The organism is Mobilicoccus caccae, assembly GCF_030161635.1.
In the GTDB taxonomy this organism is placed as follows: Bacteria; Actinomycetota; Actinomycetes; order Actinomycetales; family Dermatophilaceae; genus Mobilicoccus; species Mobilicoccus caccae.
Genome location: NZ_BSUO01000001.1, coordinates 2720534 through 2735058, shown reverse-complemented (window position 1 = coordinate 2735058; position 14525 = coordinate 2720534). Strand labels below are relative to the sequence as shown.

The 14525-nt window shown below is 68.0% G+C and carries 13 protein-coding genes; 6 read left to right on the top strand and 7 right to left on the bottom strand.

The window, feature by feature from the left end:
- Positions 1 to 49 precede the first annotated feature (49 nt).
- The 3 genes from QQK49_RS13445 to QQK49_RS13435 all read left to right on the top strand — a co-directional run bounded on the left by QQK49_RS13445 (position 50) and on the right by QQK49_RS13435 (position 3793).
- Positions 50 to 1519: a sugar transferase gene (locus QQK49_RS13445; RefSeq protein ID WP_284304360.1), complete on the top strand. Its 1470-nt coding sequence runs from the start codon at positions 50 to 52 to the stop codon at positions 1517 to 1519.
- A gap of 60 nt (positions 1520 to 1579) precedes the next feature.
- On the top strand, positions 1580 to 2899 hold the full coding sequence (locus QQK49_RS13440) for a glutamate-1-semialdehyde 2,1-aminomutase (RefSeq protein WP_284304359.1): 1320 nt from the start codon (positions 1580 to 1582) through the stop codon (positions 2897 to 2899).
- A 126-nt stretch (positions 2900 to 3025) separates the two neighbouring features.
- Positions 3026 to 3793, top strand: a complete 768-nt coding sequence (locus tag QQK49_RS13435) for a GNAT family N-acetyltransferase (RefSeq protein WP_284304358.1) — start codon at positions 3026 to 3028, stop codon at positions 3791 to 3793.
- Here the strand turns inward: QQK49_RS13435 and QQK49_RS13430 are convergent.
- Genes QQK49_RS13430 through QQK49_RS13415 form a run of 4 tightly spaced genes read right to left on the bottom strand, consistent with a single transcriptional unit; the run spans position 3757 to position 7675 of the window.
- Positions 3757 to 4890 (bottom strand): methyltransferase C-terminal domain-containing protein, encoded by a 1134-nt coding sequence (locus QQK49_RS13430; protein WP_284304357.1) that lies wholly within the window; start codon positions 4888 to 4890, stop codon positions 3757 to 3759. The genes QQK49_RS13435 and QQK49_RS13430 overlap by 37 nt on opposite strands.
- A gap of 31 nt (positions 4891 to 4921) precedes the next feature.
- Entirely contained in the window at positions 4922 to 5581 is a 660-nt protein-coding gene (locus QQK49_RS13425; RefSeq protein ID WP_284304356.1) for a PIG-L deacetylase family protein, read from the bottom strand.
- Positions 5582 to 5588: 7 nt separating this feature from the next.
- Entirely contained in the window at positions 5589 to 6407 is an 819-nt protein-coding gene (locus QQK49_RS13420; RefSeq protein WP_284304355.1) for a sugar phosphate nucleotidyltransferase, read from the bottom strand.
- Positions 6404 to 7675, bottom strand: a complete 1272-nt coding sequence (locus tag QQK49_RS13415) for a class I SAM-dependent methyltransferase (protein WP_284304354.1) — start codon at positions 7673 to 7675, stop codon at positions 6404 to 6406. Before QQK49_RS13415 ends, QQK49_RS13420 begins: the two co-directional genes overlap by 4 nt.
- 220 nt (positions 7676 to 7895) lie before the next feature.
- On the opposite strand from QQK49_RS13415, the gene QQK49_RS13410 reads away from it, so the two are divergent.
- The gene (locus QQK49_RS13410) at positions 7896 to 8993 is read left to right on the top strand and encodes a glycosyltransferase family 4 protein (RefSeq protein WP_284304353.1); all 1098 of its coding nucleotides are present in this window, start codon (positions 7896 to 7898) and stop codon (positions 8991 to 8993) included.
- Between the two features lie 131 nt (positions 8994 to 9124).
- Here the strand turns inward: QQK49_RS13410 and QQK49_RS13405 are convergent, their stop codons facing one another.
- Together QQK49_RS13405 and QQK49_RS13400 are read right to left on the bottom strand one after the other, a co-directional pair.
- Entirely contained in the window at positions 9125 to 9694 is a 570-nt protein-coding gene (locus QQK49_RS13405; protein ID WP_284304352.1) for a heparin lyase I family protein, read from the bottom strand.
- A 353-nt stretch (positions 9695 to 10047) separates the two neighbouring features.
- Entirely contained in the window at positions 10048 to 10839 is a 792-nt protein-coding gene (locus QQK49_RS13400; RefSeq protein WP_284304351.1) for a heparin lyase I family protein, read from the bottom strand.
- Positions 10840 to 11034: 195 nt separating this feature from the next.
- Between QQK49_RS13400 and QQK49_RS13395 the strand changes: the two genes are divergently transcribed.
- Both QQK49_RS13395 and QQK49_RS13390 read left to right on the top strand, forming a co-directional pair.
- Complete coding sequence (locus QQK49_RS13395; protein ID WP_284304350.1) at positions 11035 to 12066, top strand: glycosyltransferase family 4 protein; 1032 nt, start codon at positions 11035 to 11037, stop codon at positions 12064 to 12066.
- Between the two features lie 99 nt (positions 12067 to 12165).
- Positions 12166 to 13587, top strand: a complete 1422-nt coding sequence (locus QQK49_RS13390; RefSeq protein WP_284304349.1) for an oligosaccharide flippase family protein — start codon at positions 12166 to 12168, stop codon at positions 13585 to 13587.
- Here the strand turns inward: QQK49_RS13390 and QQK49_RS13385 are convergent.
- Positions 13519 to 14514, bottom strand: a complete 996-nt coding sequence (locus QQK49_RS13385) for a glycosyltransferase (RefSeq protein ID WP_284304348.1) — start codon at positions 14512 to 14514, stop codon at positions 13519 to 13521. The two genes, QQK49_RS13390 and QQK49_RS13385, sit on opposite strands and share 69 nt — an antisense overlap.
- Positions 14515 to 14525 lie beyond the last annotated feature (11 nt).

The window sequence follows — 14525 nt, the reverse complement described above, 5'->3', positions numbered from 1 at the left end:
GTCACGCGTGCGCGCTCAGCGGGCCAGGCACAGGAAACGCCCGGATCGGGTGTCGGTTCCACCGAGCGACCTTCCGTTCGCGCCGACGCTGGGATCGACCGCGGTCAGGACGCCGACCACGCCCGCGTGGGTCTCCAAGTACCTGGTCCGCGTCGTGTCACTCGACGTGCTCGTCGGGGTGGTGGCGGCGCTGCTCGCCTCGCTCCTGCGGTTCGGCGAGGCCCTGACGTGGCAGTACGTGCTGCTGAGCCTGTTCATCCCGCCGATGTGGGTGCTCGCGCTGGGGTTGTCCAACGCGTATGAGCGCCGGTTCCTCGGCGTGGCCGTCGAGGAGTACCGCTCGGTCACGCGGGCGGTCGTGGGAGTGCTGGCCGTGTTGGCCGTCTCCGCGTTCATCCTCAACGTGCTGCTCGCGCGGCTGTACGTCCTGATCCTCCTGCCGGTGCTGCTGCTGGGCGGGTTGTTGGCCCGGTTCGTCACGCGCCGGTGGCTGCTCGCCGGTCGCGCTCGTGGCGACCTGATGCAGCGCACCGTGGTGGTCGGCCGCGCCGACGCCGTGGGCGCGTTGGTCCGCAGCGTCAAGAGCGAACCGTCGCAGGGTCTGATGCCGGTGGCGGTCTGCGCCTCGGGGCTCGACGGCGACTGGAACATGTCCTCCGACATCGAGGGGGTCCCGGTCTCCGGTCGGCCGCGTGATGCGGTCGCCGTCGCCGACCGCATGGGCGCCGACGTCGTCGCGGTCGCCTCCCACCCGGATCTCGCCGGCAAGGCGCTGCGCCGGCTGGCGTGGGCGCTGGAGGAGCGTGGCGTCGAACTCATCGTGAGCCCCGGTCTTCTCGACGTCGCGGGGCCGCGCCTGTCGATCCGTCCTTCCTCCGACCTGTCGCTGCTGCACATCGAGCGGCCGGCGGCGGGGCGTCGCAGCGTCATCCTCAAGCAGCTCATGGACCGCACGCTGGCCGCTCTGCTCGTGCTGGCCCTCTCGCCGATCCTCATCGTCACGGCCCTGGCCATCCGCTTCACCGACCCGGGGCCGATCCTGTTCCGGCAGAAGCGCGTCGGCATCCGGGGTGAGCTGTTCGACATCTACAAGTTCCGCACGATGGTGGTCGATGCCGAGGCGAAGTTGGCGGCGTTGCAGGCGCGGAGCCAGGGCAACGGGGTCCTGTTCAAGATGCAGAACGACCCCCGGGTCACCAAGGTCGGCGCGATCCTGCGCCGGTATTCGATCGACGAGCTGCCCCAGCTGTTCAACGTGATCCTCGGCGACATGTCGCTCGTGGGACCTCGCCCGCCGCTGCCGGCCGAGGTGGCCGAGTACGAGCCCGACGCCCTCCGGCGGCTGCACGTGCGCCCGGGGATGACCGGCCTGTGGCAGGTCAGCGGCCGAAGTGACCTCAGCTGGGAGGAGTCGCTGCGCCTCGACCTGCGCTACGTCGACAACTGGTCGCCCATCGGTGATCTACGCATCCTCCTGCGCACGTTCCAGGCCGTCACTCGGGGGTCGGGGGCCTACTGATCGACCTGGTTGGTCGCCCCTGATTGAATGCAGCTGACGCTGCGCACTCCGGGGTTTGCCATGAACGAACGGTTCGATCGGTCGGTGGAGGCCGCGGCACGGCTTCGCCGCCTGGTGCCCGGCGGCGCACACACCTACGCCAAGGGACCCGACCAGTACCCTGCCGATTGCGCGCCGATCATCGCGCGGGGTGCGGGTGCTCACGTGTGGGACGTCGACGGCAACGAGTACGTCGAGTACGGCTCCGGTCTGCGGTCGGTCATCCTCGGTCACGCCCACCCGAAGGTGACCGAGGCCGTCTCTCGGCAGATCGGGCTGGGGACCAACTTCGTGCGCCCGGCGGCGCTGGAGCTCGAGGCGGCGGAGGCGTTCCTGTCGGCCGTACCCACGATGGAGATGGTGAAGTTCGCCAAGAACGGTTCGGACGTGACCACGGCCGCCGTCAAACTCGCGCGGGCTCACACCGGCCGTGATCTGGTGGCGATCTGCACCGATCAACCGTTCTTCTCCACCGACGACTGGTTCATCGGCGCGACCCCGATGGACGCCGGCATTCCGGAGCAGATCCGCCGGCTCACGGTCGGGTTCCCCTACGGCGACCTGGACGCCGTGCGCCGACTCTTCGAGGCGCACCCCGACCGCATCGCCTGCCTCGTGCTCGAGCCGGTCTCGGGGGCGCTGGTCCCGCCGCCGGACTACCTGCGCGACCTCATCGATCTTGCGCACGAGCACGGCGCGCTGGTCGTCGTCGACGAGATGATCACCGGCTTCCGGTGGGCGCTGCAGGGGGCGCACGCCCTGGTCGGCGCGCGGCCGGACCTCTGCACGTTCGGCAAGGGGATCGGCAACGGGTTCGCCGTCTCGGCGCTCGCCGGCAAGCGCGACATCATGGAGTACGGCGGTCTCGACACCGACACCGACCGGGTGTTCCTGCTCTCGACGACCCACGGCGCGGAGTCCGCCGGACTCGCCGCCCTCATTGCGACGATCGAGGTCCACCGCGAGGAGGGCACCTCCGAACGTCTCGCCATCAACGGCAGAGCCCTGCGCGAGGCGCTGACACCCGTCATCGCCGAGGCCGGACTGGCCGACCACCTCACGATCCTCGGCCGCGACTGCAACCTCGTCTTCGCCACCCTCGACGCGGACCTGCGCCCATCCCAACCGTTCCGCACACTGTTCATGCGCCAGCTCATCCGGCATGGGGTCGTCGGGCCCTCGTTCGTCGTGAGCTCGGCGTTGAACGCGGCCGACATCGAGGTCACCGTCCGCGCCGTCGAAGCCGCCGCGCCCGTCTACGCGGCGGCGCTCGAACGGGGTGACGCGACACCCGATCTCGGTGGACCGTCGGTCAAGCCGGTGTTCAGACGGCGTTCGTGAGCGGGCAGCAGCCGGTCACCCTGCGGTGCAGTACTGTTCCCGTGCGTGCCGGTCGGTGTGCGTGACGCTCCGCGCCCCCGATGCCCCCGCGCCCTTCTGTCCAGCCGTGTCGCCAGGAGTCGAAGTATGTCGTCCACCGTGCGCCGTCTCCTCCGCGCTCGGGTCTCCCCGCGGATCCTGCGGGCCGTCCGCCACACCCGTGAGCGGTTGCGTCGTCCGGCCGCCTCGCCGCTGAACACGTGGTTCGAGCCGGGAGGGCGCTCCGGAGCCGTGAGCATCCGCCCCATCGCACGTGGCGACGCCCACGCATGGTCTCGAGCAATGAGGGCGAACGCGCGCCGGATGCAGCCGTGGTGGGGACTGGGCGGGGAGAACCTCGACCTGCACACCGACGCCGTCGCCTTCGAGCATCACCTCCATGCATGGCAGTCCCGTCGTCGACGCGGCGAGGGCGTGTGTCTCGGCCTCATCGGGCCCGACGGGCTCATGGGCGAGATGCAGATCTGGCACCTGTCTCCGGGTGGTCTCACGTGCGAGGTCGGGTTCTGGATGTCGCCGGAGGCGCCGTCGGTGACGAGGTCCGCCAGTGCCTGCGTGGGGTTCGCGCTGGACCAGATCTTCACGGGGCTCGGCATCCAGCGGATCGATGCACCCGTCGCGGCGGCCAACCAGCTTCCTCGTGCCCTGCTCCGGCTGGGTGGGTTCGAGATCGACGCCAGGATCCCGCGGTGGCGCGAACTGCACGGTGAGCTGGTCGATTACGACCTCTTCGGGCTGACACCGGAGCGGTGGGAGGCTGTGCGGGACCACGGTTGGGCCGTCATGGGCGCGTGGGGACCGGACGAACCCAGACGTGCTCAGGCCTCGCGGAGACGCGGCAGTGGGACGACGTAGCGAGCGTTCGACCCCGCCCGGCGGAGCTGCATGACGACTTCGTCGGCGATGTCCCAGGTGAGGATGAGGACCTCCTCGGGGGCGCGCCGCACGAGTTCGTCGGGGGAGACGATCGGCACGCCGACGCCCGGCATCCGGCGTCCCTGTTTCTCGGGGGACAGGTCGGCGGTGTACGGCAGCAGGTCGGGACCGATGTCGGCCGCGCCGAGGAACGTGCACGCCTTGGATCCCGCGCCATAGGCGGCGATGGTGCGTCCGGTGTCCTTCGCCGCCTGTAGGTGCCCGACCACGTCGGTGCGGACGGTCCGTGCCAGGTCGCGCAGCAGGGCGTACCCGGCCGGGTCGGTGATGCCGGCGTCCTTCTCGGCGGTGAGGATCTCGGCCACCGTCTCCGACGGTTCGCAGCCGTTCCCTGCGCGGCGTGCGACGACGAGGAGGCATCCACCGAAGACCTCCTCGGCCCAGGCGTCGACGATGACCAGCCCGTGCCGCTCACACGTGGCCGACCAGGCGTGCAGCGAGAAGTACAGCGGGTGTCCGTGCCGGACGGTGTCGAACTGGCCGCCACGCACCTGCCGCAGGGCGTGGTGGAACTCGATGACGAGCGCCCCGTGCTCACCCAGCGCCGTGACGCGCTCGGCGAGGTCGGAATCCATGCGCTCGGAGTGGATGATCGACTGGTTGTCGATGACGAGGTCGGCGTCCGTGTCGACCTCGGCTGCACCCCGAGTTCGCCATGCCTCGATCCACGACCCTCCGTGGTGGCTGGAGAACTCCCGTACGCGCGGGCGCTCCGGCAGCTCCACCCGGTCGAGGATGCGGGTCGTGACCTCCTCGGCGTGACGCCGCAGGGTCGCGCTCTCGACGGCCAGCGCCTCCTCCTCCGGTGGGGAGACGTGGTCGAGCTGGACCAGCGTGCAGCCGCGGCACATCGTCAGGCCCAGTGGCCACCGGGGGTCGGGGCCGGGGTCGTCGGCGGGAGGAAAGTGGTCGCAGGCGGACTGCCGGCCGAGGTCGAGCACCTGTTCCAGGCGGTCGCCGCCGCAGCCGCGACAGGTGAGGATCGGCGCACCTGGGGTCAGTGACGTGTCGGGCATCCTCGCTCCTTCGCGATGGTCGGCGCGTGTCTCAGAACAGCGGTGAGGCGAGCACGAGCTTCTCGCAGCGGAACGCCTCGGCGTAGCGGTGCCGGCACTCCATCCCGCGCAGGCGGGCGAGGGCGGAGAACGTCTCGGCGTCCCACCAGTCCTTGCCGTGCTGGCTGGGGTAGTGGGCATCGAGTGCCGCCCACTTGGCCGCGACGGATTCCTCGATGAGCGGCTGGTAGACGTTGGCGCCCGACCTACCGAGGTCGCCGTCCCACTTGGGGATCTCGAACTGCAGCACGAGGTGGTCGCGGAAGGCCGTCGGGGCGGATTCCCCGAGGAGGCGGTGGTCCTGGTGGGCGTCGTGCCGCTGGTGGGTGAGGACGACGTCCCAGGGTTGGCGGGACAGGTCGCCGAGGATGTCTTTGACCCGGTCGTAGTCGACGGGGAGGCGGGTGTCGCGCAGGTCGTGCACGACGACCTCGACGTTCGCCGGAGCGATCAGCGCCGCGAGGCAGGCGCGCGACTCCTCCGCGCGCTGCGGCGTGGATGTGAGGACGACGCAGGTGAACTCGGTGTCGGGGGCCGCCTGCGCCCACGTGTGCAGGGTGCCGCCGGCGCCGATCTCGATGTCGTCGCAATGGGCACCGACGGCGAGGACGCGGCGGGGAGCGTCGGTCGGCGGGGGCAGGAGCGTCAGCACGTCCGCCTCACCTCCCCGACAGCAACGCCGAGGGAGGCATCTTCGCCAGGGCGCCGTTCTCGCGCCACAGTTGCCAGGGCGCTTCGCCGCTGGTGGCGAGGTTCTCGAGGGCGACGCGCTCCTTGACGGTGTCGGCCGGCATCCAGAACCCGTCGTAGGGGTAGGCGCGGACCTGCCCCTGGGCTGAGAGGCGGGTCAGAGTGTCGCCGACGAGGTCGTGGCCCGGCCGCAGCTCGTCCAGGACCTCGCGTCGCATGACGAAGTAGCCGCCGTTCTCGCGCACGGGGACCTCGCTGATCGACCGGATGCCTCGGACGATGTTGTCGCCGTTGACGTCGACGATGTGGAAGGCCGATTGCGGTGGCACGGCCAGCAGGGAGACGAGTGAGTCGCCGGCGACGAACTCCTCGACCATGCGGTCGAGTGGTGCGTCGGTGAGGACGTCGGCGTAGTTGGCGAGGAACACCTCGTCGTCGCCGATATGGGGGGCGACGCGGTGCAGGCGCTCGCCGATGGGGGTGTCGATGCCGGTGTGGACGAAGGTGATCTTCCAGTCGGCGACATCGGTCGTGAGGTAGTCGACCTCGCCGGAGTCGATGACGAAGTCGTTGGAGTAGGCCTCTTCGTACTCGAGGAAATAGCGGGCGATGTGTTTGGCACCGAATCCCATCGCGAGGATGAACTCGGTGTGGCCGAAATGGGCGTAATAGCGCATGACGTGCCAGATGAGTGGGCGATCACCCACCATGGCCATCGGCTTGGGAATGTCGTCGGCGCCCTCACGCATGCGCATCCCGAATCCACCGCAGAACAGGACGACCTTCATTCCGGACTCCCTTCGAGGTCGACGACCTCCAGCTGTGGGACGGCGAAGACGAGCCGTGCACCCCAGGTCGACAGTGAGGGCGTCAGTTGACGCGTGATCTCCTCCCGCAGGTTCCATGGAAGGACGAGGACGTAATCGGGTCGGGCCTCATCGATGGCGGACGGCGCGAGGACGGGTATGCGGCTGCCCGGCAGGAATTTGCCGTGCTTGTGCGGGTTGATGTCGACGGTGAAGGGGAGGAGGTCACGCCGGATTCCGCAATGGTTGAGCAAGGTGTTCCCCTTGCCGGGTGCGCCGTATCCCACGACGGTCTTTCCGGCCTGCTGGGCGTCGAGGAGGAATCGGAGGAGGTCGCGCTTGACGGCGTGGACGGCCGCCTCGAATCCCGACAGACCCTCGAGGTCGTGCAGTCCGGCGGCCTCCTCGCGGGCGAGCAGGTCGGTGACCGCGGCCGTGGGGCCGTGCGCGTGGTTCTCGTGCTGCGCGTGGATCCGCAGTGACCCGCCGTGGGTGGGCAACTCCTCGACGTCGACGACCACGAGGCCCCCGAGTGCCAGGGCACGAGACGCGGTCTGCAGCGTGTAGTACTGGAAGTGCTCGTGGTAGATCGTGTCGTACTGACGCAGCTCGATGAGCCTCATGAGGTGGGGGACCTCGATAGTCACGGTCCCGGTGTCGGCCAGCAGCGCGGCCAGACCCTGGGTGAAGTCGGCCAGGTCGGGCACGTGGGCGTACACGTTGTTCGCGATGACCAGATCGGCCCGGCCGTGACGCTCGGCGATCTCCCGCCCCGACTGCGCCCCGAGGAAGCAGACCGTCGTGTCGATGCCCTTCTCGCGGGCGGCCGCCGCCGTGTTCTTGGTGGGTTCGATTCCGAGACAACGGATCTCACGGTCACGGACGTGCTGCAGCAGGTACCCGTCGTTGCTCGCGACCTCGACGACGAAGGAGTCCGGCGCCAGAGACAGGCGCTCCACCATGGTGTCCACATACCGGCGGGCGTGCTCGACCCATGAGGAGGAGAAGGACGAGAAGTAGGGGTAGGAGTCGGTGAAGATCTCCTCGGCCGGCAGCACCTCGGGCAACTGCACCAACAGGCAGTTCTCACAGACGCGGACATGCAGTGGATACGCCACCTCACCGAGCTCCGCGGCCTCAGAAGTAAGGATTGCCTCACAAGGCGGCGCTGCGCCCAGGTCGACGAAGGTGCGCCTCAGCGGGGATTCGCAGACTCGGCATCGCGAGGAGGTTGTGGTGTTGTTCGACATTATCTTTCCCCCTGTGCTGCGTGGCCCGTCGTGATCGCCCGGATCGTCCCCCGAGGTCATCGCGTACCCCGATCCGATGACCGCCATCACTGTAGTCGGACGTCCGTTCTCGATGGCCGGGGAGGTCGACAAGTCCTGTCATGTGCGATGTGGGCATCCCGCGCTCGGCAGAATTCTCGGCTAATCCGCCTCGAACCTCCGGCGGGGCTAGGGTTCGGGCATGCGGGTGTTCGTGGAGTTGGCCCAGAGTGTCGACCCTTCGACATGGGCCGCGCGCAATGCCGAGGGTCTCGCCGCCGACGCGTCACCTTACGGCCTGCATCACCTGGAGCGTTTCGGCCATCAGGTGCGGTTCTGCCGCGCCGGACGCACCCGGAGGGTCCGCCGCTTGGGGGAGGTCATCTCCGCGCGTTTCTGGGGTCTGCAACCGGTGTACTCCCTCCTGGCCATGAGCGACCGCCGTCGCCGCAGTGCCGATGTCGTGCTGTGCATGGACGAGCGCAACGGGATTCCTGCCACGTTCATGCCTCTGAGGACGCCGGTCGTGACGGGGGTGGCGTGGCTGGAGGATCCGGGTGAGCTGGATCCGCTCTACCGGGGGATAGCCCGCGCGGGACTGCGTCGGGCGGCCGGCGTGTTCGTGGAGTGTTCGGCCATGATCGAGCCGTTGACCAGGGATTTCGGGGTGTCCGCCGACAAGGTGCATTTCATTCACTTCGGGATCGACGAGCGGCACTTCTACCCGTCGGAGGAGCCCCCGATCCCCGGGCGCGTCTTCTCCGTGGGGGACGATCGGATGCGCGACTACGACACGCTCATCGGGGCACTCGAACAGGTGCGGCGCCAGGCGCCCTCGGCGTCGGCAGAGGTGGCGACCACTATGCCGGTGGAGTTCCCCGACTGGGTCACCGTGCACCGCCGACGCATGGATGACGCCGTGCGCGAGTGCTACCAACGCGCGAGCCTCGTGGCGCTGGCGCTGCGGCCGACCCGACAGGGGTCAGGCCTCACCGTCATCCTCGAAGCCATGGCCAGCGGCCGCCCCATCGTCGCCACTAGCAACCCTGGCCTCGACGACTACATCGCCGACGGCGAGACCGGCATCCTCGTCCCTCCCGGCGACCGGCACGCCATGGCTGAGGCCATCGGCGGCCTGCTCGAGGACCCCGCTCGCGCCCGCGCCATGGGCCAACGCGGCCGCAATCGCATCCAGGAGCACTTCACCACGCGACACATGGCGGGAGAGTTGGCCGCCGTGCTGCGCAAGGCGGTGGGTGTCACCACTGATCACGGACCGACGAGCCTCGAGACGGGTTGAGCGGTTCCGTTCGCAGAACCGTTCACCCGTCTCTGCTCGTCTTCAGCCTGCCTGCGTGACGCGGGCGGAGATCACCTGGCGGTAGGTGGGCGCAGCTCCCGACTGGGTGCCCCGGTAGAGGCCGCTCCGGCTCACGAGGTGATCCATGCCGGGGTACATCGTGCCAGGACGGAGGCCCCCTTGATGGACGTGGGGCGCCACTGGTTGAGGACCTGGCGCCCATCCACCCATGCGCTGACCCACCCCTTGGTCGAGTCGGCCGAGAGATAGGTCTGAACCTTGACCCTCACGGGCTTCCCGTCCGTCCACGTGGTCAGCGGGGCGAGCCACTCGTAGTTGCGACGCGACCAGTCCTGGTTGGGGTGCCCGGCTCCGCCACCGAGCCGCAGCTGCCCGTTGCGGACCGCAAGAGTCATGGCGGGCCCCGGCCACGAGGCGTCCTTCATGGGCCCGTGGAGCTGCCAGATGACGTGCCAGTTGCTGTCGCCCTGGGCCACGGCGCCCAACTGCCCCGTGTAGGTCGCTTCGTGCGTCACCGTCTGCCCCTCGCGGTATTGCGTGACGGTGCGATTGGTGCCCCAATGCGTCTCGGTGCGTCGGGTAGCGGCCGGGTTGCCCTGGGCCGGCAGGTCGTAGATCCAAGTGTCGTTGGCGCAGACGGGGTCGGAGGCACTTCCCTGCGTTTGCGAGAAGGGGGACACGATGGTCGTTCCACAGTTCAGCGACGAGGCCTGAACCGTGTTGATGGTTGTGGGGGTCGACGCTGCGGAGGCAGAAGGAGAAGATGCGGCAGCGGTCGATACGACGAACGGTGCGGCAGCGAGAACAGAGGCCGCAATGAGCGTGACGGGGGTACGACGAGACATGAGTGGTATCTCCATGGCAGGAAGAGAGCTGACGGCCTTCGGGGCCGGCTGCCGCGTGGCAGTGCGGCTCTCTCCCATCGGCGAGGGCGCTGCGCCCGCGAGTCCTCGCGTCGCCACTTGCATTCATCGGGCAGACGGCTGCACCCCGTCGGACGGGGTGCAGCCGTTGACGGAAGCGCGAGAAGCCTTCAGTTGGAACGAGCCTCGATGATGCGCTGAGTGATCACCTGTGTCGTCTCGGGTGGTGGTGCTCCCTGACTGCCGCGATACAGCCCGATCCGGCTGGCGACCGTCGCCTGTCCCGGGTAGAGCGTTCCGCTCCTGAAAGCGGTGCGGGAGATAGGGTGCCACTGGTTGACGACTTCACGGCCGTCCACACTGCCGGAGACCCACCCCTTAGCGGGGTCCGACGAGAGATGGACATCGACGGTGACTCTGTAGGTCTGGCCGTCACGAATGGAGGTGAGCGGCCGGAGCCACTCGTGGTTGGCTGTCGTCCAGTTCTGCCCCGGCCACCCGGCTCCGCCGGTAAGCGCCAACTGGCCGTTACGGATTCGAAGCGCGACGGGCGGCGGCTTCCACTGGCCGTTGGTCGGGCCGTGGAGCTGCCAGGCGATGTGCCAGTGTCGGTCGTCCGCCCCGGCGACGCCTAGGTTGGGCGTGATCTCGAGCTGGTGATGCAGCGTCTGGCCCTCGCGACCGACGACCGGGCGCCCGTCGGCCACGACGAACAGCTCACTTCGACGAGGGTTCGCAGGCCGGTCGACACCGGGCACGACGAAGGTCCAGAGACCGTTGATGCACATCGGCCGCTCGGCCCCTCCCTCCACGGCGGTGAGAATTCTCGGATCGACCTCGGGGCAGTTGACTGCGATGGCGGTGGCCGTGGCGGATTCGGCAGGGGAAGTGTTGGCGGCGCTACACGCGGTGGCGCTCAATAGCGCCACTACGGGAAGCGCAACCAATCTGAGTCCGTTCATGGAGACAACCTCGATCTCAGCCTTGAGCGGCGGTGATGGCCTGGTCAGGGGTGCCGTCCCAACTGAGCCTGCGGTGCAGGCGACCACTAGGCGAGACGGGCCGAATCGCGCACGCCGACAGGTTTCCACGGAGACCAGGCGGTCGGCGCGCTCACTGTAGTTCAGGCCAGGTACTCGACGTCTATAGTCGCCTGGGTGAAGGTCTTGTGGCTGGCCCCGTGGTTTCGAACGCTTTCTGTGGCCTGGGCGGACGGCCTCCGGGCCCTCGGGCACGAGGTCGTCGTCGTCACCACCGACCAGCACTTCGACGCTCCGTCCCTCCATCCCGACGACGTCCTGTTCCGGCGCCCTTGGCGCAGCGCCGCAGGGGCGGCAGAGCTGGCGGAGGCCGCTCGGTATGTGCGGCGCTTCCACCCGGACGTGGTGGTGAGTGAGCTCACTCGGGACCCGCGGTTCCTGCTGGTGGCGCCGTTCGATGTCCCGCTTCTGGTGACGACGCACGATGCCCGGCCGCACGATGCGGCCAATGCCACCCCACTCATGCGGCGATTGGCTGCCGGGGTCCTGGGGCGACGGGCCCACGCCGAGGTGTGCTTCAGCAATCATGTTCGGTCGGAGTTGGGCAGGCGCCGTCATCCCGTGTATGTGGTCCCGCTCACGAGTGAGATGCCGGAGTGGCAGACACCTCCCCATGTGTCGGCGGGGCAGCGCCGTGACTTCCTGGTTGTGGGCCGCCTCTCCCAGTACAAGAACATCCCCGTCATCCTCGACGCGTACCGGCTCCACCAGCAGTCCAGGGCTTTTCGAGATGACCGTCTGGTCATCGTGGGGGGCGGTGACCCCGGGTGTGAGATCCCTGCGGACGTCGAATGGGTACGGGGCCGGTTTCGCTTCGACGAATTGGCGCCGAGGCTCGCGGCTGCTAAGGCATCGATCTGCCTGTACTCGACCGGGTCGCAGAGTGGGGTGCAGGTCCTGGGGGCTCAATGCGGGGTTCGGACGATCGTCAGTGACGTGGGTGGCCTCCCCGAGTACCTACCGTCGGAGGAGTCCGCGTTGCCGTACGCTGATGCGGCTCCACTTGCCGCCGAGCTCGATCGTTCGGCGGACCCCCACGTAGCAGCGGAAGATGGGATGCGGCACCGGCTCCTGTACGAATCACGGTTCTCCGTGAGGGAAAGCACGAATGTCTGGGCAGCCTTATTGGAGCATGTGCGTCGAGGGTAATGCTCGGTGCCAAGGCAGGGGATTGCCGACAAGTCTCCGGTCGCCGTGTCCCATCGCGGACGCCGCACGAGCGGACGAAGGACATGAGGAGGAGTGGGCGTGGCTGACGGAGGCGTCCTCGCGCGTGGCGTAATGACCGTCACCGGCGCCAGGGTTCTTGGTCTGATCTTCTCCCTCGTGCAGGTTAAGCTTGCGGTCACCTATCTCGGTCCGACCGGCTACGGGTTGCTCATGACGGCCACACTGTTCGTCAACAGCTTCGGAGCCTGGACAGAGCTCGGGATGGGCAATGTGGTGGTCAGGCGGGTATCCGGTCGCGGCATGGACCTGCAGAGGCAGGTGGGGCTGTCGATGACCGTGAGCATGCTGATCGTGTTCCCGATGGTCATGGTGGCCAACATGGCCGCTCGACTGTTGTACGCCGATCAGCCGTTGGTGCAGCTGGGAATCGCTATTCTCTCCGTGGGACTAATCGCGAGTACCTGGGCCTTGCGATACGCCCCGGTTGCTCAGGTCCACAGCCGCTTTGGACACTACGCCGCAGCCGACCTGATCGGCAGGGCCCTCAGCCTGGCCTTGGTCGGCGTCACGGTCGCGATGGATCTAGGCCTGGTGTGGTTCTTTCTCGCTCAGCTCATGGTCCCCGTCGGGCAGATGATCGCGATGACCCGGCTCGGCAAGTTGATCGGCGGCTTTCGGCCGGTATGGAACCGTCGCGAGATGTGGGACCTCCTGCGAGAGACCCTGCCGATGACCTATATCGCGGCGGTGGGGGTTCTGTACTTCACCATCGACGGGGTGATGCTGAGCCAGCTGTCGACCACTGAGCAGGTGGGTGCGTATGGCATGGCCTACCGGATCGTCGGCAATTTCACCATCGTCTCTGCCAGCATTGCGTCGGTACTGGCAGCGCGCTTCGCGCAGGACGCCGCCACCGAGCGGGCTGCCTTCACCACCACCATCCGATCATCGCTCCAGGCGGTTCTCATTGTGGCTGCACCACTCGCTGTTCTGGTGATGGGGTTGGCCCCCGATGTCATAATCCTGCTCGGGTCCAAAGAGATGGCCGGGTTGGCCTCGGGGCCACTCGGTCTCGTCGCTATCGGGGTCGGAATCGGCATGATGAGCGCGGTCATGTCCGCTGCCCTGATCGCCGACTACCAGCAACGCATTCTGACGATCCTCAACACCGCAAATCTGCTGCTCAACATCACCGCCAACATCGTCCTCATCCCGATGTACGGGGCCACCGGGGCGGCGATCTCGCTCATTATGTCCGAGACCAGCGGCTTCGTCATCTGCCTCGCACTTCTCATTCGCCGCTACGGGCAATGTCTGCCGGTGGGAACCGTCCTGCGGCTCGTGCCCGCGCTGGCCGTCGGTCTCGCGACCGAGGCCCTGATCGATGGGCACTGGGGTGTGCGGATCCTCCTCGTGGGGCTCGCCTACGGCCTAGGCCTGCTCGTCTTCCGGGTGGTGGCTCTGAAGGACGTCCGGACCTTGATGAAACGTGGTGGGTGAGGCTTCTGCATCACCCACCACGCGCCGATAGATGTCCATCAGCGTGTAGGTGCGATCGGGCTCGACCCACCCTCGCGCACGGAGCACGTCATGGAGCCTCGTACGCTCGGTCTCCGTCAACGGATCGGCCTGTAGCGCGGACGCGACGCCCGCAGCGATGGCAGAAGGGTCATGCTTTGTGAGTGTGATGGCCTCCGGAACGTCGTCGGCGATCGACCGTAGGCCGGGGAGATCGACTGCGACGACCCGTAGTCCGGCTGCCAATGCCTCCTTGACTGCCACAGGCATACCCTCCCGCTCACTTGTCAGCAGCCCCACCCGGGCCACCTCCATGGCGTCAGGGATGGCCGAGACCTCATGTCTGTCCAAGCTGTCCAGTGCCCTCACCCCCGCGATCAGGCCTACAGCGGCCTCCGCGAGAGGGAAGCGCTTGACGACGCGGTGCCGACTGGACAGGAAGAGCACGCCCTGGCGCTCCACCGGCTGTGGTGGGATCACCGGCAGGCCGACGGCCTGACCCAGCACGACGACCCGGCCGCGCTGTGGCCTTGGCAGCTGATAGACCATGGTGTCGTCCTGAACGATGATCCGCCGTGCCCGCGCAGCGCCGGCCACGCTGAGGAGGTACTGGATCCAGTACTTGCTCCAGCGAGGTCGCGGACCCAACGCGATGTCGGAGCCGTGCATCGTCACCACCAACGGGGTCCTCCCGCAGCAGAGTGCCGCAACGAACCCGGAGGTGCCGTAGTGCGCATGCACGACATCGGCACAGCGCGAATGGGCGAGAACCGCCCGGGCCTGGCGCAGATATCCCCGCCAGCCGGGCTGCTTGCGAATCACGCCCACATCGAGGCCGGCCTCCCGCAGTGCCGCCACTTCCTTCTTGACCACGACCCCTCTGACCGGGTCGGCCTTCGTCGGGAACATCGCCGTCACCA